The sequence below is a fragment of the Algibacter sp. AS12 genome, assembly GCF_046736315.1.
Taxonomy (GTDB): domain Bacteria; phylum Bacteroidota; class Bacteroidia; order Flavobacteriales; family Flavobacteriaceae; genus Algibacter_B; species Algibacter_B amylolyticus.
On the sequence record NZ_CP151841.1, the window covers coordinates 1,439,455 to 1,460,559 of the forward strand.

Genomic DNA, 21,105 nt, shown 5'->3' on the forward strand with positions numbered 1-21,105 from the left:
CTAATTAAAGAGATTCCCGCCTACGCGAGAAATATTATGGCAAGAATACTAACAGGCATACAAAGTACAGGAACACCGCATTTAGGAAACATTTTAGGCGCAATTATGCCAGCTATAAAAATGGCTGAAAACCCAGAAAATGATTCGTTTTTATTTATCGCAAACATGCATACACTTACACAAATTAAGGATGCAGAAACATTACGATACAACACGTATTCAGTAGCAGCCACATGGTTGGCTTTTGGTTTAAATATTGAAAAAACGGTGTTTTACAGACAAAGTGATATTCCTCAGGTAACCGAACTGTCTTGGTATTTAAGTTGCTTTTTTCCTTACCAACGCCTAACCTTAGCGCATAGTTTTAAAGATAAAGCTGATAGATTAGAAGACGTGAATTCTGGATTATTTACTTATCCAATGCTTATGGCTGCCGATATTTTATTATATGATGCAGAACTAGTCCCTGTAGGAAAAGACCAATTACAACATATAGAAATGACGCGTGATGTTGCTTCGCGTTTTCAGGCTAAATTAGGAGAGACTTTTGTGTTACCAGAAGGAAAAATACAAGAGGATACTAAGCTTATTCCAGGTATTGACGGTGAAAAAATGAGTAAAAGCCGAAATAACCTCATCAATATCTTTTTAGCCGATAAAAAACTGCGCAAGCAAATTATGAGTATTCAAACCGATAGTACAGCACTAGAAGATCCAAAAGACTGGAGTACTTGTAACTGTTTTGCTATTTATAGCTTATTAGCCAATGAAGCACAAATTGCCGAAATGAAAGCTAATTACGAAAATGGTGGTTACGGTTACGGACATGCTAAACAAGCCTTATTTGAGTTGATTGTTGAAACGTTTGCCGAACCTCGCGAGCGCTACAATTATTACATGAATAACTTAGAGGAAATTGACAAAGCACTTTTAGTTGGTGCCGAAAAAGCAAAATTAATAGCTAATGATGTTTTGGCTAGAGTTCGTGAAAAAGTTGGCTATTAACAAATTCCTGCCAAAGCAGGAATCTCACAATTAAAAACTTGAAGTTCTATATCTATACCGCTTTAGTATTAAATAACCTCAAACAATTTCCCAGGAAGCGGTCTTATAACCCCTTTAAGCTCCATATTTAAAAGGGTTCCAGAGACTTTAAAAATGGGCAAATTGCAGTTTAATGCAATGCTATCTAACTGTTGTTTATCGTGTTCTTTTAAGTAATTATAAATCACTTTTTCGGTGGCATCTAGCTCGACAAATAATTGCTTTTGTATAACGGGTTGTTTTTCGTTTTCTAATTCCCAACCCAAAATATAAGGCACATCCAAAGGTGTAGTAAGCATATGCGCTTTTTGGTGCTTAATTAAATTATTACACCCTATACTTTGGCTATCGGTAGTACGACCCGGAACAGCAAACACATCGCGATTATAAGAGTTAGCAATATCTGCGGTAACCAAACTACCACCTTTTTCGGCCGATTCTATAACAATTGTCGCTTCACTTAAACCAGCAATAACTCGATTTCTTTTTAAAAAATTATTTTTATCAAAGGTATCTGTACTCCAAAAGTCGGAGAAAAACCCGCCGTTTTTCTCCATATTTACCATATATTTTTTATGCACTTTCGGGTAAATTTGATTTAGTCCATGCGCTAAACAGGCTACCGTTTGCAACTTATGTTTCATAGCCGCTTTATGCGCCGTAATATCGGTGCCATAAGCAAAACCCGAAACAATTATAGGATTATAAATGGCTAATTGCTCCACTAAATTTTCACAAAATGCAATACCGCTTGTAGTAATCTTTCTGGCACCAACTATACTAATAATAGGTTGGTTTCTTAAATCTATATTACCGGTTTGGAACAACAAAATAGGGCTATCAATGCAGTGTTTTAACTTTTCAGGATAGTTAGTATCTTGAAAATAAGACACCTCAATATTATTTTCTTTTATAAACCGAATCTCCTTTTCGGCTTCCTTTACATGGTGTGATTTAAACAAATCGCTAATAGTAACACTTCCTATACCATCAATTTTAAGTAAGTTTTGCGACTTCTCTTTTAAAACCGCCTCGGCAGAACCACAATGCGAAATAAGTCGTTTAGCAGTAATATCGCCAATATTTGGCACATGCTGAAGGGCTAAAGTATAAAGCAAATCATTTTCGGTCATTGTATCTTATTGATTTTAAAACTACAATAAAAGAATTTTTACTTTGTTAATAAAAAGTTCTCCCTAAATTTTATTAGAAACTACTTTTTTATAACTTTGTTTTTATGCAATTAGAAACCTACATAAGCGACTTACTATATAGATATGAGTGTGTTACCATTCCTGAGTTTGGTGCCTTTTTAACGCAGCAAGTATCTGCTAGCATTAATGATGCTACAAATACCTTTCATGCGCCAAAAAAAGTGGTGTCATTTAATGAGCAAATTCAGCAAAACGATGGTTTATTGGCACATTATATTGCCGATGTAGAAAAAATCCCTTTTGAAACGGCTAATAAAAAAATTGCAAAACGTGTTAGACTTCTAAAGTCTTATTTAACACAAGGCGAAACGCTTACTTTTAAAAACATAGGCGAAATAATTTTTAATAAAGAAGGTAAAATTTTATTTGAACCTACGTATCATTTAAATTATTTAACCGATTCTTTTGGACTTTCTCAATTTGTAGCGCCTGCCGTAACACGCGAGGTATACAAAGAAGAAGCCGAAGCCATAGAAAAAGTAATTCCTATTGGTGTAACACCAGAAAAGCGCAAGTCTAAATCGTATTTAAAATATGCAGCAGTCGCTTTAATAGCCTTAACTTTAGGTGGTTTTGGAGCTTCTAATTATTATGTAGGTCAAATTGAGCAACATAACCAAATTGCACAAAGACAAGCCACACAGCAGTTAGATACCAAAATACAACAAGCCACTTTTAACCTAAACCCTTTACCAGCAATTACCTTAAACGTAACCAAACAAACAGGTAATTACCATATTGTTGCTGGAGCTTTTAGAGTTGAAGAAAACTGCGACACACGAGTTAAACAACTAAAAGCTGATGGTTTTAGTGCCAGAAAAATTGGTGCAAATAAATACGGTTTACACCAAGTTGCCTATGCAAGCTACGAAAGTAGATTAGATGCTTTAAAAGCGCTTAGAGACATTAAAAAATCGCATAACAGAAACGCTTGGTTACTAGTACAAAAACTAGACTAGTTTACATTATCACTTTCTTTACTGTAAATTCAAACAATAAATGCTATTAGTTTGTAACTTTGTCGCATTATAAAAATCTACAATGCAAGCAAAAACACCCGAACAATCTAAAACGACTATGACAGATTTGGTTTTACCTAGTGAAACCAACCCGCTAAACAATCTTTTTGGTGGCGAATTATTAGCGCGTATGGATCGTGCGGCTAGTATTGCTGCGCGCCGTCATTCCAGACGTATTGTAGTAACCGCATCTGTAAACCACGTGGCGTTTAATCGTGCTGTACCTTTGGGAAGCGTTGTAACGGTAGAGGCTAAAGTGTCACGTGGGTTTAACACCTCTATGGAAGTTTTTATTGATGTTTGGATGGAAGATCGCGAATCTGGAGCACGAACAAAAGCCAACGAAGCCATTTATACCTTTGTGGCTGTCGATGAAACTGGACGCCCCGTAAAAGTACCAGAATTAAAACCAGAAACCGAGTTAGAAATAGAGCGTTTTGAGGCCGCTTTACGCCGAAAACAACTTAGTCTATTACTAGCCGGAAAAATGAAACCTAACGAAGCTACAGAGTTAAAAGCACTGTTTGATTAATATCTTTTTTAGGGAGCTACCATAAAGGTCATGCTTTACCCTGCGAGTCCTCGCACCTCCTTCGTCGGGCTGTGGGCTTTTCACGTCAATACCTAACGCGAGAGTAGAATTTCTAATATTTATTGACTTTGAGAACTTGGATTCTCACTGTTTTAGATGATTTTACCAAATTCCCATAATAACATCTCATTCAATATAAAAACATTCGATAAACTCAAATTGTCTTTTTTCTAATTCCACCACTAAAAACCAAACACTTACCACTTAATTTTATCTTTGCATTTCTACTTGTCATTAAAGATTGTGCCACTGTACTTTCCAAAATTAACTCAGAAAACTTACTTTTTTCTCCAGAAAAACTAAAAGTATCCGATCTAGAAATTAAAGTTAAGAGCTTAACTTCTGTAAGAGCCCAAGACACAAATTCTCCTTTAAGGTTAGAATTTCGAGATGCTAGATCAAGTCTTATTCTTCTCTAATTCCTTTTTGCAAAAACTTCAACAGACCAATCATTATAATTTTCAACAAATTTAACTTCGCCTTTCAGTAAAGTTTTCATTGATTGAATTATGGGTTGAGTAAATCTATGTTTTTCTTCCAAAAAAGAATAAATAATATGTAATGTGAATCTACATCTTATAAATCCAACTCGCAGGATTCTCGGTTGCAGTACCTTTAGATAGCGTAAAACTTAAAATCGTTTCACCGTTTGATGGATTTGTAAACACCTCTCCAATAACCTGTTTGGTTTTAACCTTATCCCCTTTTTTAACATACACTTGCGATAAGTTTCTATACAGGGTTAAGTAATTTCCGTGGCGAATCATTACTATAGGATTCACGTTTTTCATTTTAAGAATTTCGCTTACTTCGCCATCAAAAACGGCTCTTGCTTTTGCGCCTTTTTCGGTAGCAATTCGAACACCGTTACTATTAATGGTTAACGATCTATCAATAGGATGCGGTTGTTTACCATAACCTAAACGCACAAAACCTTTTTCAACTGGCCAAGGTAGTTTTCCTTTGTTCGAAATAAAGTTAGAGGCTAGCACCTCTTCTTCAGCGGTTAAAGCAAAACTTTTAGAACTGGTAGTTTTCCCCGCTTTTTTGTTAGATTTTGCAATAGCCGCTTTAATAATACGGTCTATTTCTCTATCAATTTTATCGGCTTCACGTTGCTTTTGTTTAATTTCGGCAACATACCTAGACATGTTCTTTTTTAACGCCGCCATAACAACTTCGTGCTGTTTAAGTTCGGCTTCTAACGATTTTTGAACCACCCTGTTTTCGGCAATCAATTTCTTTTTATCCTCTTGTTGCTTTAATAAACTCGCATTAATATCCTGTAACTCCAGCGTTTTAGCCTTTATAATCTCGCCTTGTTGCTTCTGGTGGTCTGCGTATTGCTTTATGTACTGCAAACGCTTATAAGCTTGCTTAAAATCATTACTGGACAGCAAAAACATAATACGACTTTGTTGGTTTTTGCTTTTATAAGACTTCACGATCATGGCAGCATAATCTTCCTTTAACTGCTTTAGTTCGTCTCTTAAATTGGATATTTTATTTTGGTTCGTGTTTATCTCTCGTGTAAGTAAATTGGCTTGCTGGTTGGTTACTTTTATTAAATTAGAAAGCACACTAATTTTATGGTTAAAATCTTCAATTAAACTAAGCTCGGACTTTGTTTTATATTTAGTCTGGTTACGTAACTCGTTAATTTTTTCAATTTCTCTGCGCAGCTCTTGTCGGCGAGATTCTAATTGCTTCTGCTTATCGCTTTGCGAAAAACTAAAGCTACTGCACAACAAAAACCCTAAAATAAAAATAAGCCGGTATGTACTTTTACTCACTTTCATTTATAGCTTAATTTCTTCAAAACCCGAAGGTATTTTAAACGGAAAACGTAACGCTTCGTTTAAAGACACACTTTTCATTTCTAATTCTATAAGCATTTCCTCGTTCGCTTCAACAGCAATTACTTTTATTAACTCCGGAATAATTTGACTATCTAAATATTGATACTTTAAATAATCAATTTGTAAATGTCTAAATTCCTTTGGTTGCGATATTTGCTGCGATTTTACCTTAAAATTCGATGCGTTTAATAAAAAGAAAATCTCGAATAACGCACGCTGATTTTTTGGTTGAACAATATAAGCTTCTTGGTCTACACTTGTGGTATAGTCGCTAGCGTTCAAATCATATAAGGTTTCACCTAATAGTAAATTCTCAACTTTATTAAAATCCAATTCGGTCCCTAGTAAATCGCTTAAATATTTGTAATCGCCATCAAAATACGTTTTATCCAGCTTATTATAAAAGCTCACTTTTTCTGGAGTTACCAAAGCGCGTATAACAGAAAACGGCGCGTTTATCCATATGGCTTCGCCCTTTTTGGCTCTAAAAGTAACCGTGTGCGACTGCGATTTTCCCTTTTGCGTATAGCTTATTTTTAGTCTAGATTGTAAGGTTTTAAAAGTGGCAACTTGTTTAGCGTTTTCCTTTATAACTTGTCTTGTAGATAAATTTAAATTAGCCTCGCCACCTCTTACTGTTTTTGCAGATTTACAATTAAACAGTAGTATAGTACATAAGCCTAAAATAATTTTTGAAGTTGTTTGCATTAATTTTGGGGATGTATTTGTTTTGCCTTATCACTAAACGCTTTTGCTTTTGTTGTATTGTTTAGTAAGGTATAAGCTTTACTAAGTTGCTTGTAAAAATCGGCTTCCATTTTGCTGTCTTCAACAATATAATCTACTCCAGTTTCTAAAGCTTCAATAGCGTCTTTGGGTTGGTTTAAGGCGTTTAAAGCTACGCCATTTATAAGGTAAATAACGGGTTGGGATGGGTAGCTCTCAAGCGCTTCGCTACTTATTGTTTTAGCCTGCTCAAACTTTTCTAAATCGATATATAACAACATCACATTTTGCAATATCTTAAAATTATTTGGTTCTAGTTTTAAAGCTTCTTCAAAATTTTCTAAAGCTTTTACCTTATCATTTTTTGCTAAATAATATTGTCCTAACTCCTCTACAGATTTACTATTATCGGCATCGCTAACCAAAGCTGTAGCCTCAACCAAATCGCTTTCGTACTCCGGATTTTCTTTAACAAAATTCACAAAATCCTTAAGTACTTTTAATTTAGATTCGGGCTTAATTTTAGTGCTTTTAACCACCAATTTCATGCTCTCAATAGCCTGTTCAGCATCGTTATCGTCTAAATAAAACTTGTATAATGCTAAATGCACTAATTGTGAATTGGGATTAACCTTTAAAAGTTCTTTAGCCGTTTCAAAAGCCTTTTCTTTTTCGTTATTTTCACTATACCTAAAAATAAGTGCTAAATAATTCGATTCCTTTTCTGGGTTGTTTTCAACACGCGATTCTAAATTTTCTATTTGGTCCTCTTTACGTCCTGTAGCTTCGTAAATTCGATTTCGCATAACATCTCGACTTATCGAAACGCCAAATTCGGCATCTAAAGCATCCAAAATTTCTAAAGCATTGTCATACTTTTTTGTTTGCACATAAAGGGATGCTAAATCCTCCTTGTAATCCGGATGAAATCGCACCAACTGCTTTACCGTTTTAATGGCTAAATCGTACTCGTTTTGCGAGGCATAAAACCCGTAAAGCTCATCTAAAAACCATTCGTTATCTGGGTCTTTGTCCACCGCTTTTTTTAAGGCATCTTCAGCTTCACCAAAATTTTTAAGCTTCATGTAACTTTTACCCAACTCAAAATATAACACAGGCACCGAATTATCCATGTCAATACACTTCTGCAAAGCTTCGGCAGCTCTATCATAATTCTCAATGCCTTTTTGCTTCAAAGCTTCGTAAAACAACTCCTGAAACGCATCTTCGTTATTCCCTAAATCGTCGTCGGGCGTTTTATTAAAATCTACCTGCGCATAGTTTATCTGCGGAAGCAATAGCATTCCGAAGAAAAAAAATAATATGTAGATTTTTTGTTTCATTATTTTCAATATTTGGGCGTTACCTAAAGGTCGGGCTTTCACAAGTCGCTCTTTGCGAGGAGCTCCAACAGTTGCTCAATCCCTAACGCGGGTCAGTCTGGAATTGGCAGTCTTCAGTTATTGGTCAAATACTATTTGCTAACATCATTTTATGAGATTCCTGCCTTCGCAGGAATTTACTCTAACACCGAATAATCACCAATACTTATGCTAGTAAATTCGCCATTATACCTAACGTTATTACCAATCATAGCATTGTTTAACTTAGCGTTTTTAATTTCAGAATTCGTTTGAATCAAGCTGTTTTCAATCGTACAATTTTCAATAACTGTGCCATTTCCAACCGATACAAAGGGTCCAATAGTTGTGTTTTTAAGCACCACATTTTCACCTATAAAACACGGCTCAATAATATTAGAATTTTCAAGTTTAGCCGAATCTGCTACTAATGTTTCCTCGCCATCAACCTTTAAAAACCCTAGCATACGTTGGTTAGTCTCTATAGTTATGGCTTTGTTTCCGCAGTCCATCCACTCATCAACAGTTCCTGTTTTAAATACTTTACCTTCGGCCATCATGCGCTTAATACCATCGTTAATTTGGTATTCGCCACCATTCATAATGTTTTCATCAAGGATTTCTTGTAGCTTCCCTTTTAAAACGGCAACATCTTTAAAATAATAGATACCTATTACTGCTTGATCGGACACAAAAGTTTCTGGTTTTTCAACCAATTCCACAATCTCTTGGTTAGCATTTAATTTAACCACACCGTAAGCTTCTGGGTTATCCACTTGTTTTGTCCAAATAACGCTATCTGCAGATGGATCTAAATCGAACTCTGCTCTAATTAAGGTATCGGCATAAGCAATTACTGCAGGACCAGACAAAGATGGTTTTGCACACATAATAGCATGACCTGTTCCAAGTGGTTTGTCCTGGCGGTAAATAGAGGCTTTAGCGCCTAAATCTGTTGCCAATTTTTCTAGACTAGCAACAACCTCTTCTCCAAACCATGCTGGATCACCTAAAACAAACGCTATTTCCTCAATAGGTTGTTTTAAAACTTTGACGATATCTTTTACCAATCTGTGAACAATAGGTTGTCCAGCAACTGGAATTAATGGTTTTGGTACAGTTAAACTATGTGGTCGTAATCGAGATCCTCGACCCGCCATTGGTACTATTATTTTCATATCACATGCCCCGCTTGACGGGGAATCTTTTAATGTTAAACTTTATTTTCTTAATTTATTGTAATTTAAATTCCAGTTAATACTCAAATCCGACCAACTAGGATTCATTTCTTCAATTAATTTAATTTTCCAATCTCGTTTTCATTTCTTGAATTGTCTTTCTCTTTTTTCAGCTTCATTGCCGTTATCAAACTCTTCAAAATATATCAGTTTATCGCAAATATACTTCGCGGTAAATGATTTAGGATAAACCTTTAATTTATGCTCTTTTACTCTTTCTTCTAAACTGTATGTAAAACCAATGTATAATACGCCATTAGGCTTATTTTACATTATATACACACACCAATATTTCAATTATTATCGACTAAGAGATTCCTACCTCCGCAGGAACTATTTTACTCCCGTACTCCCAAAACCACCTTCACCTCTAGCCGTTTCAGAAAGCACTTCTACTTCCTGCCATTCTGCACGTTCATGTTTTGCAATAACTAATTGAGCAATACGTTCACCGTTTTCTACAGTAAAGTTTTCATGTGATAAGTTAATTAATATCACACCAACTTCACCTCTATAATCTGCATCGACTGTTCCTGGAGCATTAAGCACTGTAATGCCCTTTTTAGCCGCTAAACCACTTCTAGGTCGCACTTGTGCTTCAATACCAACTGGAAGCTCTAAAAACAAGCCTGTAGGCACTATTTTGCGTTCCATGGGGTGTAATGTGATGCTTTCGGTAAGGTTGGCACGTAAATCCATACCTGCCGAAGCCATCGTTTCATAATGCGGTAAATCGTGATTAGATTTATTTATAATTTTAATTTGCATGTTATCGTTTTAAAAGTTGTTTAATGACTTTCTGTTCAGCAAAATATACTATCGCCAAAAATACAATTAACATAGAAATTCCAACAATATATTGGCCTCTAAATTGATAAAAAGATACTAAAGACAGCGCTATAGATAGCCCTAAATACATAGCAATTTTCTTAATGTTGTATGGAATAGGATAATACTTTCTACCAAAATAATACGACAACAACATCATAGACGCATAGGCAGCTAAAGTCGCTATGGCCGAACCTCTATAACTTAATATAGGTATTAACCAAAAGTTTAAACCTAAGGTTAACACAGCACCGAAAATAGATATATACGCGCCAAACTTAGTTCTATCTGTAACTTTATACCAAACAGAAAGGTTATGATAAATACCCAGGCAGAAATTGGCTATTAAAATTACCGGAACAATCCACATGGCTTCCCAATACTCTTGATTGCCAATAAAAATAACTTTTAACACATCGGCAAAAACCACAACTGCTAGCAAAATAACGGATCCAAAAATTACAAAATACTCAAGTATGATAGCGTAATTTTTTTGTGGGTTTTCTGTTTTAGCATGACTAAAAAAGAAAGGCTCAACACCCAAACGATATGCGGTAGCAAATAGCATCATAAACAACGCTAGCTTATAACACGCCGAATACATACCAATTTCTGTTTTGGCAATAGCTTCGGGTAATAATTTGTCTAATAAAATACGATCGAAACTTTCGTTTATTGAAAAAGCAACACCTGCTATTAACACAGGAAAAGCGTACTGCATCATCTGTTTCCAAAGTACGTTGTTAAAAGTAAATTTAACCTTAAAATAGAAAGGCAACATTAATACTAAAGTCACTGCACTAGCTACTAAATTGGCTATAAATATATAATTAACTTGATAATTTGGTTTGTACAGCTGTTGCAATACAGCATACTCTGATGCCAAATCTTTTAACCATAGCAGTAAAAACAGGTTTAAACCTAAATTTATAACCACGTTTAGTATTTTAATAATAGCATATTTCATGGGTTTTGCATTGGCTCTTAACCATGCAAATGGAATAATTACCAAAGCATCAAATAGTAGAATCCAGACCACTAATTGGATGTATTCCACTTTTATATCTACAAAACTGGAGATTTGGTTTTGAAACAGTAAAGCAAGAACAAAAAAACCAAAAGATGTTATTATTAGCGATATAGTAGATGTGCCAATAACCTTTGCTTTGTCGTCTTCCTTATTAAAAAACCTGAAAAAGGCGGTTTCCATACCATAAGCTAAAATGACATTAAAGATTACGAAATAGGAAAATATTAAGGATACATCGCCATAATCGGCAACCGATTTTAGCACACTTTCATCGGTATGAAGGCGAACCAACAAGAAACTCAACATTCTAGGTAAGACTGTTGCTAACCCGTAAATAAATGTTTGTTTGAATAAAGATTTTAATCCGCTCAAAAAAATTGCTTATTTATAAGGTTAAAAATAGGGCTTTTAAACCAAAAAAACCTAACTCGTTAAAGTTAGGTTTTAGATTTTGTTAAGATTCCTGCCTTCGCAAGAATGTATTAATTATTTAAAGCTTCTGCACCACCAACAATCTCAAGGATTTCGTTAGTAATAGCAGCTTGACGTGCTTTATTATAAGTTAATTTAAGTTGATCTCTTAACTCGGTAGCATTATCGGTTGCTTTATGCATTGCCGTCATACGTGCACCATGTTCAGAGGCAAAAGAATCTCTAAGACCTTTATACAATTGTGTTTTTAAAGACTTAGGTATTAACTCTTCTACAATTTCTAATTTTGATGGCTCAAAGATGTAATCTGCATTAACTGTTACCTCTCCTTTTACAGGTACAATTGGTAAAAATTGCTCAGTCATTACTATTTGAGTTGCAGCATTTTTGAATTTGTTATAAACTATTTCAATTTTATCAAACTCTCCAGCAACAAACTTCTCCATTAAACCTTCTGCAATTTCGGCAACATTTTCGAAATTTAAATTATCGAAAATCTCACTTTTATTGGCAATTACATTATTGGTTTTCTTAAAAGCATCGTTTGCTTTTTTACCAATAGCGAAATAAGAAACTTCTTGGTTTGCATAAGTTTCAGACGTTAATCTGTTAACTTCTTTTATAATGTTTGAATTAAATGCACCAGCTAAACCTCTATTAGAAGTAATTGCAACTATAAGTACTTTTTTTAATTCGCGTTGTTCAGAATATGCACTTCCAGAATCTGCATCTAAAGTTGCACTTAAACTTTGTAAAAGTTCGGTTAACTTATCAGCATAAGGACGCATTGCGGTAATAGCATCTTGCGCTTTCTTTAACTTTGCAGCCGATACCATTTTCATGGCACTGGTAATCTGCATCGTTGAAGATACTGATGATATTCTGTTACGTATTTCTTTAAGATTCGCCATTCTTTATTTTTATAAAGACTCTTCGATGCTTAGACTGCCATTTGAACAGACTAGACTTAGAGTGACATTAATTTTACACTTTAAATTTAAAGTTATAAGCTAGAAACACTCTAAACTCATAACTTTAAACTCTCACTTTTTATGCTCTATATTTACCTGATAAATCTTTTGCTACAGCTGTTAATGTATCTGTAACTTCATCAGTTAATTTACCTGCTTTTAAAGTTGCTAAAACATCACTATGTTTAGCTTTTAAGAATTCGATAAAATCGCGTTCAAATTCTTTTACTTTCTCTACAGGAACATCTTTTAATAAGTTTTTAGATCCTGCATAGATAATTGCAACTTGATCTTCAACAGTAAATGGATCGTTTTGAGCTTGTTTTAAGATCTCTACGTTACGCTTACCTTTATTAATTACGTTTAAAGTAACAGCATCTAAATCTGAACCAAACTTAGCGAAAGCTTCTAACTCACGGAACTGAGCTTGATCTAATTTTAAAGTACCAGATACTTTTTTCATAGATTTAATCTGAGCGTTACCACCAACACGAGATACAGAAATACCTACGTTAATTGCTGGACGTACACCAGAGTTAAATAAATCTCCATCTAAGAAAATCTGACCATCCGTAATAGAAATTACGTTTGTTGGAATATATGCAGAAACGTCTCCCGCTTGAGTTTCAATAATTGGTAAAGCTGTTAATGAACCACCACCTTTAACGATTGGCTTAAGCGAATCTGGTAAATCATTCATTTCTTTAGCAATAGCATCGTTATTAATAACTTTTGCAGAACGTTCTAATAATCTTGAGTGTAAATAAAATACATCCCCAGGATACGCCTCACGTCCCGGTGGACGACGTAATAATAAAGATACCTCACGGTAAGCAACAGCTTGTTTTGATAAATCATCAAATACAATTAATGCTGGACGACCAGTATCTCTAAAATACTCTCCAATAGAAGCTCCTGTAAATGGTGCATAAACTTGCATTGCAGCAGGATCTGATGCATTTGCAGCTACTATAGTGGTATAAGCTAATGCGCCTTTTTCTTCTAATGTTTTAGCAATAAGTGCTACTGTTGAGGCTTTTTGACCTACAGCAACATATATACAATATACAGGCTCACCTGCATCGTAAAATTCTTTTTGATTAATAATGGTATCAATACAAACAGCTGTTTTACCAGTTTGTCTATCTCCAATTACCAACTCACGTTGACCTCTACCAACTGGAATCATAGCATCAATTGCTTTAATACCTGTTTGTAATGGCTCGGTTACCGGCTCTCTATAAATAACACCAGGAGCTTTACGCTCTAAAGGCATTTCGTAAGTTTCACCTGTTATTGGTCCTTTACCATCAATAGGGTTACCTAAAGTATCTACAACACGACCAACAATACCTTCTCCAACTTTGATAGATGCAATACGAGAAGTACGTTTTACAGTAGACCCTTCTCTAACGCCAACAGAAGTACCTAATAATACGATACCTACGTTATCCTCTTCTAAGTTAAGTACAATACCTTCTAACCCGCCTTCGAATTCTACTAACTCTCCATATTGAGCGTTAGCTAATCCGTAAGCACGAACAATACCGTCACCTACAGTTAATACAGTTCCTACTTCATCTAATGAAGCGCTCGCCTCAAAACCTGAAAGTTGTTTTTTTAAGATTGCTGATATTTCAGCTGGTTTTACTTCTGCCATCTTATTGTTTATTTAGATCTAAAAGATCTTAGTTTAATGTAAATTCTTGTTTTAACTTATTAAGTTGATTTGCAACACTTGCGTTGTATTGTGTATCACCTATACGTAAAATGAAACCACCTAAAATGCTTTCATCTATAATGTTTTCTACCTCAACATCTTTACCTGTAAGTTCTTTAGCTTTTGCTAAAACCTTCTTTTTTAAATCTGCTGTTAATTCTACTGCTGTGGTAACTGTTGCAATTTGAATACCTTTAGACTCATCAAATAACTGATTGTATTTTGAAGCTACGTGCTGTAAAATAGAAATTCTGTTATTTGTACTTAACGTACTAATTAAATCTAAAGTACTTTTATCAGACCCTTTAAACACCTCTAATAAAACAGCTTTTTTATCTGAAGAAGTTATTACAGGACTTTGAAGCATGTCGTTCAATTCTTTATTTCCTGCAACGGTATCAGCAATTAGCTTCATATCATTATTAACAACATCTGTTGTTTTTTGATCTGTAGCTAAACTTAATAATGCCTTTGCGTAACGTATTGCTGCTCTTGCTCCCGCCATTATAACTTAGTTTAATGATTTTTCACCTAACATAGTTTCAACCAATTGTAATTGCTTGTCTTTGTTAGATAATTCTGTACGCACTACTTTTTCTGCAATTTCTAATGATAAGTTAGCCACTTGAGATTTTAAATCTGCAATAGCTGCTTTCTTTTCAGATTCTATACTTGCTTGAGCTTGTGCTACTAATTTATTAGCAGTATCGCTAGCTTCAGTTTTAGCATCTTCGATAATCTTATTTTTCATATCGCGTGCTTCTTTAAGCATTTCCTCACGTTCTGCTCTAGCTTCTTTTAATAACCTTTGGTTATCCGCTTGAAGATTTTGCATTTCTAATTTTGCATTTTCAGCAGATTTTAAAGCATTCGCAATTCCGCCTTCTCTTTCATCAAGAGCATTAAGAATTGGTTTCCAAGCAAATTTTCTCATTAATAAAATAATTATTAATAAGATAACCGCTTGCATTACGAATAAGCCTACCGAAAAATCATTTAATAAAGTTTCCATACTATATAGATTACTTAACTTTTTTTTGTTTAATTTTTTTTAAAACAGCTTCTGCAACCAACCGTTGCAGAATACTGTTTTATTTGTTTTTTAGGAAATTCTTATTTCCCTAAGATTAATGCACCGAATGCTAAACCTTCTAATAAGGCACCGATGATGATCATCGCAGTTTGAATTTTTCCAGCTGCTTCTGGTTGTCTAGCAATACCTTCCATTGCTTTTCCACCAATTTGACCTAATCCGATTCCTCCTCCGATTACGATTAATCCTGCTCCAATTAAATTGTACATAATAATTGTTTTTATAAATATTAATTAAACAAATTCTTATTAGTGATGGTCATGTTCTTCAACTGCCATTCCTATAAATAACGATGATAACATCGTGAATATAAATGCTTGTAAAAAGGCTACCAATATCTCGATAACCGATATAAATAATGCTAACACTAAAGACATACCTGTTGATCCTATTGGACCAAAGTCTTTTTTAAGTGTAATCATTAATGCTATTAAACTCATTACAACAAAGTGACCTGCTGTCATGTTTGCAAATAAACGCACTAATAAAGAGAATGGTTTAATTAATACAAAACCAACTAACTCTATAACTGCAAGTATTGGTCTTAGTATTACTGGAACACCTGGCATCCATAATGTATGCGCCCAAAAATCTTTGCTAGCACTAAATAAATAAATAATTGCTGTAAAAATAGCTAAACAAACGGTTACTGCTATTTGTCCTGTAACATTAAAACCTAGTGGTGTTAAACCTAATAAGTTTAATATCCAAATAAAGAAAAATACGGTAAGTAAGAACCCCATAAATTTTCTGTATTTTTTATCACCAATGTTTGGTCTAGCAATATCGTCTCTTACATAAATTACTAAAGGCTCTAAAACACGACCAAATCCAGTTGGTATTGGTCCCTTTTTATAACTTTTAGCTAAGGCAACAAACCCTAAAAACATTAACAAACCAGCTAACAACATACCAAAAACACTTTTAGTAATAGAGAAATCTAGAACTTTGTGTGCGTTTGTAGCATGATGGTCTTCATCAAAACTAACTGAAGATGCTCCGCTTTCTAATTCGTATATTTTACTATGGATCTTTGTTAACTTAACACCACCTTTTTCTACAACTACGTGACCAGCATCATCGTGATGAAATGCAGAAGACATAAATATTTTTAAACCTTCACTTGTCCAAACAATAACAGGAAGTGGAAAACTATAATGTGTCCCAGATGCATTATCTGTAAAAAAATGAAAATCGTGAGAATCTTTTAAGTGATGAGAAATATATTCTCTAATTTCATCGGGAGTATCGATGGTATTGCCTTGAGGGTTTTTGTCACCGCCTGCAAAACCGTTAAAAGAGACTAAGAATAGTACTAGAAATTTTATAAACTTGATAGATTTTTTTGCCACCATTATGCCTTTACTAAATAATGAAATTTATGCTCTGTAAAATTTGTGCAAATGTACACAATAATTCATAATTGCAAACTCTTTTTTATATTAGTTTTTATTAGTTAAAAAACGACTAACTATTTATCGTTTAATAGTTTCCCTACAACTATGGCCTCGGCTATTAAAAACAAAAACAATGGCACTACTAAATTTACGCGTTCTACCCGCGATAACACCACTTCGGAAAAAATACTTTTTTGAAAAATTAAAACGAAAGCGCCTATTTTTAAACACATCATCATGAGGTATGCGTAACCTGCTTGATTAGGCAATTTACTAAAAACACCCTCTACTGTAGCATACACTAAAACCGCACTTATTGCAAAAAACAGGTAAACATTAAGTAAAGAATAGGATAAATTAGAACTTAAAATAGCGTTATGAATACCATAACTAACACCAAATAGCAGCAAAAACAATGCGGCTACTATAACTATTCGTTTAATCATTAAGAATCTTTATTGGTTATTTTTATAACTTGTTTTATTACCGAATAAATGGCAAAAAACACCGCTATAAGAGATACTATTTTATAATAGAGTTGATTTTCGTTACCTAGCTTAACATCTAACCATGCACCAAGTTTACTACCTAAATAAATGGTTAAACCCATTTGAATAGCTATAGAAGTGAACCTAATATAAGGGTTAAGCTGTTTTCCCTGTTTCTGATTTTCCTTGTGGTAGTTTTCCTTGTTGGCCATTATTTATTTCTTTTCCAGCGCCTTTCATTACGCAAGTAACATTAAAGGTTGCTCCTGGCTCTACTGCTAATTTGCCTGCTACAACCTCGCCCTCAATATGCGCAGAAGCTTTTAAGGTTAACGTACCAGATAACACTAGTTTTCCAGAAAACTTTCCTTCAAAATAAGCATCCGTTCCACTTAAAGTACCCTCTATTAAACCCGACTTACCAACAACTACTTTACCTGCAGTTTTAATATTTCCTTCAATACTGCCATCTATTCTCAAATCACCTTGACTTGTAAAATCGCCTACCAATTGAGTGCCTTTAGAAATTATATTTTGACTTCCGTTGCTTTCTGTCATTTGTTTTACTTTTTTACTATCAGAGAACATAATGTGTTAGGTTTAATTATTGTCGATATTCAAATAATCATCCAAATTTTTATGAATTTGAATAATTCGATAATTTGTAGATGATACTACAAAATAAGGAGTGTTAATTTTATATTGATCCTCTTCCGTTAGAAGCTGATTAAATGTTTGCGCTACTTGCTCGGTTTTTATACCATGTATTACAACAAATTTAGTATCGGGACCATAGACATCTACCGATGCACTTAATTTATAATACTTAACATTACCTAAAACCTCATCTAGCGTTTCTTTAAACCCAGAAATAGTTTCTGAAGGTGCGTTTTTAAATTGAAATACAACCTTATAGTTTTCTGGAATACTATCGCTTGCTTCAACAAATGCTTTATTTTCCAACTTTGGCAATATATTAGATTCAATATTTTGAGCTTGCTTACCTTCGGGTGTATTGGCATAGGTAATAGCTAAATAATTTACGCCTTTTTTATAAGCCTCAAATCCATATAATCTACCAGAAGCTGTAGCTTTTAAAAGTTCGAATTTTGGCACCATAGGTTCGCCATCAAAAGTTTTAATAAACTCTTCACTTTTAGAAATCACATCGGCATATTCTTGATTTTCATGCTGAATATACAAGGCTTCATACAAACTCTCCGGACTATTTTCATCGCGATCTGTTATTAACTCTGGATTTTTCAGAATAGTTGCGTATCTAGAATCTGGGTATGCATCGATAATCTCATTTTTTGCAATTGCTGCCTCGCTATTTTCGCCTAACAATTCATAAATTTTATATAAATTATATTTTGAAGGCAATATTAATCGTTCTTCAGGATTACTTTTTAATAGATCTTGAAATTTACTTTTCGCTAAATTATACTCTTTAAATTTTTCTTTATAAATCAATCCTAATTGATAATACGCATAGTTACGATCTTTAGAAATGCTATCTATTTCTTTTTCTGCTGAAGGAATTTTAGAGATATAAAACTGAGGATCTAAACGTTCTTCGTCTGAAGGAATATCCGCAATACTTACATTTGTATTAGTATTTACATTATTTGTAGCTCCTTTACTAGACCATCTCCAATTGTCTTCCAAAGGTCTATCTCCCCAATACCTATTAAACTCATTTTTACCATAAGATAGAGTTGTAGGGTTGTAAAAATAAAAAATAGTTGATTCCTCTTGGTTACCACCGCGATTAACCTGAACACCTCCAGGACTGCCTATAGTTGCAAGACCGCTATTTCTATTGGCTGCTTCTAATTTTTCCTTTTCTTCTTCAGCTTTAATTTTTAAATCTTCAACAAAAGACTCAAAATAAGCTAACCTTTCGGCTTCTGGTAAATTTACAAGTTGTAAAATACTATCGTTTGCTTTAGCTATAGCTTCGTAATAAATAACATCTTCTAGGTTATCTCGCTTACGTTTTATAACGCGATAAGGTTTAGAGTTTAAAACCAAGTTGCTCATGGTGCTGTCGTAATAATGACCAGCCTTGGCATACACCGAAGCATCAAAATTCATGTCCCCTAAGGTTTCGTAACTTTTAGCTTTAAGTAATTTATCGCGTGTGTCTGTACGTAACGATTTGTTATAGTAAGCAACAGCCAATGAATCTGAACCGTTTTGTAAATGATATGCGCCTATTTGATGGTAAATCTTGTCTAAATACGGACGGTTTTCTCGGTTTTCTTCAAGCTCTGTAAGTAATTCGGTAACTTCAAGCTTATCGCCGTTTTCAAAATCGAAGTTTTTTATTTTTTCTAAATGTGCCGAAATCAAATAGATTCTTGGAGTTCTTCTATTAAGATCAATCACTTTATCAAAAGCTATATTGGCACTATCCTTATACCCTAACTGATTATATAGCTGCCCTTGAATGAAACGGTATCGTCCGCGCTCGTCGTTATTTTTTGTTGCTGTTGCAGCAATTTCTAATTGGGTAATAGCTGTGTCAATAATTTTTGTATTAAGAAACGCTTGCGCTAAAATTGAACTAGCATCAGCTAAATCTTGTCCCTTTAAATCTTCTTGTTTTAAAAGACGCTTTAAGTTCTCGATAGCTAATTCGTTATTATCTAGTCTAATATTTGCTTTTTCTCGCCAAACCTTAGCCTGATTGATTTTATCGCTGGCAGGGTATTTATAAAGAATATAGTTTAAAGCTTCTAAGGCCGGTACAAAACGCTGATCGAAATATCGTGCTTTACCTAAAAGTAAGTAAGCTTCATCCATTTGCGGATTATTCTCCTTACCATCAATATTCATACTATGTTTTTGAATGGCTTTTACCGCTTTCTCTTCGGCTCTAGAAAAACTTTCGTTTTTAGACTGCCCAGGAAGCACCACATCTTCAAAAACTTGCATGCGTTCTATGGGTAAAACCTCCCAATAGTTATCGAAATAGGCGTCGTTAAGTGCTTGCCTTCCTTCTTCTAAAGCATTGTAACCATTATAAAGCGCATTAAATTCTGCTGTAAGCGCATGAAAGTTTCTATTAATAAATTTATCTTTCTTTCTAGAACAACTTAATGCAAGAAAAACAGTTAAAATAAGTAATAATATGGCTTTAGTAGGTGTTTTCAATGCTGGTATTTTTAGTCTAGATAATAACTATAAAGTCTTGCTATTATTATATATAGCGTGGTAAAAATAAGCATCTTTTTGGATTTAGCTATATATTGACAGATAAAATGGTTGAGTAAAAACACCAATACACTAAGTTAAGGTATTAAAAAAGTTATATTCTATTTAAAAACCACCAATGGGTTTCCGCATAAAAACTCCTGAAAATCTAGTGTGAAAACTTATAAGACTTCACTCCCCGAAAAGTGAGCTTCCAACTCTTTTAAAGTCGCTGCATTTGTTTCTAAATCTTTAACAATTTCTCCTTTTTCAAGCACAACAATACGCTCGCAAACATCGGTAACATGTAATAAATCATGACTAGAAACCAATACTGTTACACCTTGCTTTTCGGCGAGTTCTTTTATAATAGTTTTAAGCCTTATTTGCGTTGTAGGATCTAGATTTGCAAATGGTTCATCTAAAATAATAACTTCTGGGTTGCCTATTAAAGCCGCAACTATTCCTGCCTTTTTCTGATTACCTTTACTAAGGTCGCGCAAGTATTTTTTTTGTCCTAAAATCTCGCCATGAAAGAAATCTTCAAACTGTGCCACCAAAGCATCTACATCGGCTTTGTTTTGTCCGCGTAATTCGCCAATAAAATAGAAATATTCTTCGGGCGTTAAGTATCCTATTAAAAAGGTTTCGTCTATAAAAGCAGCAGTAAACGGTTTCCAATCTTCACTTTTATCAACTTGTACATCATTAATTTTAATGCACCCTGTAGTTGGCTGAATTAAATCCAACAACAAACTAAAATAAGTGGTTTTTCCAGCACCATTATTCCCGACTAAACCAAAGCTTTGCCCTTTAGGGATATCTAGGGCGTCTATACTTAACACTTGGTTTCCGTTATATTTTTTAGATAAATTAGACGTTAATATCATGATAT

Annotated in this window: 22 protein-coding genes and 1 pseudogene; 3 read left to right on the top strand and 20 right to left on the bottom strand. The window is 34.2% G+C overall.

Going from position 1 to position 21,105, the window contains the following annotated elements; translation table 11 throughout:
• Positions 1–36 precede the first annotated feature (36 nt).
• Positions 37–1,005, top strand: coding sequence for a tryptophan--tRNA ligase (gene trpS, locus AAFN75_RS06050; RefSeq protein WP_411808705.1), 969 nt, complete (start codon positions 37–39; stop codon positions 1,003–1,005).
• A gap of 68 nt (positions 1,006–1,073) precedes the next feature.
• Here the strand turns inward: trpS and dprA are convergent, their stop codons facing one another.
• Positions 1,074–2,177, bottom strand: a complete 1,104-nt coding sequence (gene dprA, locus AAFN75_RS06055) for a DNA-processing protein DprA (RefSeq protein WP_411808706.1) — start codon at positions 2,175–2,177, stop codon at positions 1,074–1,076.
• A 104-nt stretch (positions 2,178–2,281) separates the two neighbouring features.
• Between dprA and AAFN75_RS06060 the strand changes: the two genes are divergently transcribed.
• Positions 2,282–3,217, top strand: a complete 936-nt coding sequence (locus AAFN75_RS06060; protein ID WP_411808707.1) for an SPOR domain-containing protein — start codon at positions 2,282–2,284, stop codon at positions 3,215–3,217.
• Between the two features lie 82 nt (positions 3,218–3,299).
• Complete coding sequence (locus AAFN75_RS06065; protein ID WP_411808708.1) at positions 3,300–3,809, top strand: acyl-CoA thioesterase; 510 nt, start codon at positions 3,300–3,302, stop codon at positions 3,807–3,809.
• Positions 3,810–4,023: 214 nt separating this feature from the next.
• Here the strand turns inward: AAFN75_RS06065 and AAFN75_RS06070 are convergent, their stop codons facing one another.
• The 19 genes and pseudogenes from AAFN75_RS06070 to AAFN75_RS06160 form a co-directional block, all read right to left on the bottom strand.
• Positions 4,024–4,230, bottom strand: coding sequence for a hypothetical protein (locus tag AAFN75_RS06070; RefSeq protein ID WP_411808709.1), 207 nt, complete (start codon positions 4,228–4,230; stop codon positions 4,024–4,026).
• 208 nt (positions 4,231–4,438) lie between these two features.
• Positions 4,439–5,668: a murein hydrolase activator EnvC family protein gene (locus AAFN75_RS06075; RefSeq protein ID WP_411808710.1), complete on the bottom strand. Its 1,230-nt coding sequence runs from the start codon at positions 5,666–5,668 to the stop codon at positions 4,439–4,441.
• Positions 5,669–6,436: a DUF4292 domain-containing protein gene (locus AAFN75_RS06080; RefSeq protein WP_411808711.1), complete on the bottom strand. Its 768-nt coding sequence runs from the start codon at positions 6,434–6,436 to the stop codon at positions 5,669–5,671. It abuts the gene before it with no gap.
• Positions 6,436–7,797 carry a tetratricopeptide repeat protein gene (locus AAFN75_RS06085; RefSeq protein WP_411808712.1) on the bottom strand — a complete coding sequence of 454 codons (1,362 nt, stop codon included), beginning with the start codon at positions 7,795–7,797 and terminating at the stop codon, positions 6,436–6,438. Before AAFN75_RS06085 ends, AAFN75_RS06080 begins: the two co-directional genes overlap by 1 nt.
• Before the next feature lie 176 nt (positions 7,798–7,973).
• Entirely contained in the window at positions 7,974–8,993 is a 1,020-nt protein-coding gene (locus tag AAFN75_RS06090; RefSeq protein ID WP_411808713.1) for a sugar phosphate nucleotidyltransferase, read from the bottom strand.
• A 141-nt stretch (positions 8,994–9,134) separates the two neighbouring features.
• Positions 9,135–9,308, bottom strand: a pseudogene (locus AAFN75_RS06095) (GIY-YIG nuclease family protein); the annotation flags it as partial.
• A gap of 78 nt (positions 9,309–9,386) precedes the next feature.
• Positions 9,387–9,821 carry a dUTP diphosphatase gene (gene dut, locus AAFN75_RS06100; protein ID WP_411808714.1) on the bottom strand — a complete coding sequence of 145 codons (435 nt, stop codon included), beginning with the start codon at positions 9,819–9,821 and terminating at the stop codon, positions 9,387–9,389.
• Between the two features lies 1 nt (position 9,822).
• Positions 9,823–11,283, bottom strand: a complete 1,461-nt coding sequence (locus tag AAFN75_RS06105; RefSeq protein WP_411808715.1) for a polysaccharide biosynthesis C-terminal domain-containing protein — start codon at positions 11,281–11,283, stop codon at positions 9,823–9,825.
• Between the two features lie 110 nt (positions 11,284–11,393).
• Positions 11,394–12,254 carry an ATP synthase F1 subunit gamma gene (gene atpG, locus AAFN75_RS06110; protein WP_144114742.1) on the bottom strand — a complete coding sequence of 287 codons (861 nt, stop codon included), beginning with the start codon at positions 12,252–12,254 and terminating at the stop codon, positions 11,394–11,396.
• Positions 12,255–12,393: 139 nt separating this feature from the next.
• Positions 12,394–13,974: a F0F1 ATP synthase subunit alpha gene (atpA, locus tag AAFN75_RS06115; RefSeq protein WP_144114743.1), complete on the bottom strand. Its 1,581-nt coding sequence runs from the start codon at positions 13,972–13,974 to the stop codon at positions 12,394–12,396.
• A gap of 28 nt (positions 13,975–14,002) precedes the next feature.
• Positions 14,003–14,539, bottom strand: a complete 537-nt coding sequence (gene atpH, locus AAFN75_RS06120) for an ATP synthase F1 subunit delta (RefSeq protein WP_411808716.1) — start codon at positions 14,537–14,539, stop codon at positions 14,003–14,005.
• Positions 14,540–14,545: 6 nt separating this feature from the next.
• The gene (locus AAFN75_RS06125) at positions 14,546–15,046 is read right to left on the bottom strand and encodes a F0F1 ATP synthase subunit B (protein ID WP_144114745.1); all 501 of its coding nucleotides are present in this window, start codon (positions 15,044–15,046) and stop codon (positions 14,546–14,548) included.
• A 101-nt stretch (positions 15,047–15,147) separates the two neighbouring features.
• Complete coding sequence (gene atpE, locus AAFN75_RS06130; protein ID WP_004569351.1) at positions 15,148–15,336, bottom strand: ATP synthase F0 subunit C; 189 nt, start codon at positions 15,334–15,336, stop codon at positions 15,148–15,150.
• Between the two features lie 39 nt (positions 15,337–15,375).
• Entirely contained in the window at positions 15,376–16,482 is a 1,107-nt protein-coding gene (gene atpB / locus AAFN75_RS06135; RefSeq protein ID WP_411808717.1) for a F0F1 ATP synthase subunit A, read from the bottom strand.
• 116 nt (positions 16,483–16,598) lie between these two features.
• Complete coding sequence (locus tag AAFN75_RS06140) at positions 16,599–16,970, bottom strand: DUF6168 family protein (protein WP_411808718.1); 372 nt, start codon at positions 16,968–16,970, stop codon at positions 16,599–16,601.
• Positions 16,970–17,224 carry an AtpZ/AtpI family protein gene (locus AAFN75_RS06145; protein WP_144114748.1) on the bottom strand — a complete coding sequence of 85 codons (255 nt, stop codon included), beginning with the start codon at positions 17,222–17,224 and terminating at the stop codon, positions 16,970–16,972. Before AAFN75_RS06145 ends, AAFN75_RS06140 begins: the two co-directional genes overlap by 1 nt.
• Positions 17,169–17,600, bottom strand: coding sequence for a bactofilin family protein (locus tag AAFN75_RS06150; RefSeq protein ID WP_411808719.1), 432 nt, complete (start codon positions 17,598–17,600; stop codon positions 17,169–17,171). The genes AAFN75_RS06145 and AAFN75_RS06150 overlap by 56 nt, the downstream gene beginning before the upstream one ends.
• Before the next feature lie 12 nt (positions 17,601–17,612).
• The gene (locus AAFN75_RS06155) at positions 17,613–20,171 is read right to left on the bottom strand and encodes a tetratricopeptide repeat protein (RefSeq protein WP_411808720.1); all 2,559 of its coding nucleotides are present in this window, start codon (positions 20,169–20,171) and stop codon (positions 17,613–17,615) included.
• Between the two features lie 221 nt (positions 20,172–20,392).
• Entirely contained in the window at positions 20,393–21,100 is a 708-nt protein-coding gene (locus tag AAFN75_RS06160; protein WP_411808721.1) for an ABC transporter ATP-binding protein, read from the bottom strand.
• Positions 21,101–21,105 lie beyond the last annotated feature (5 nt).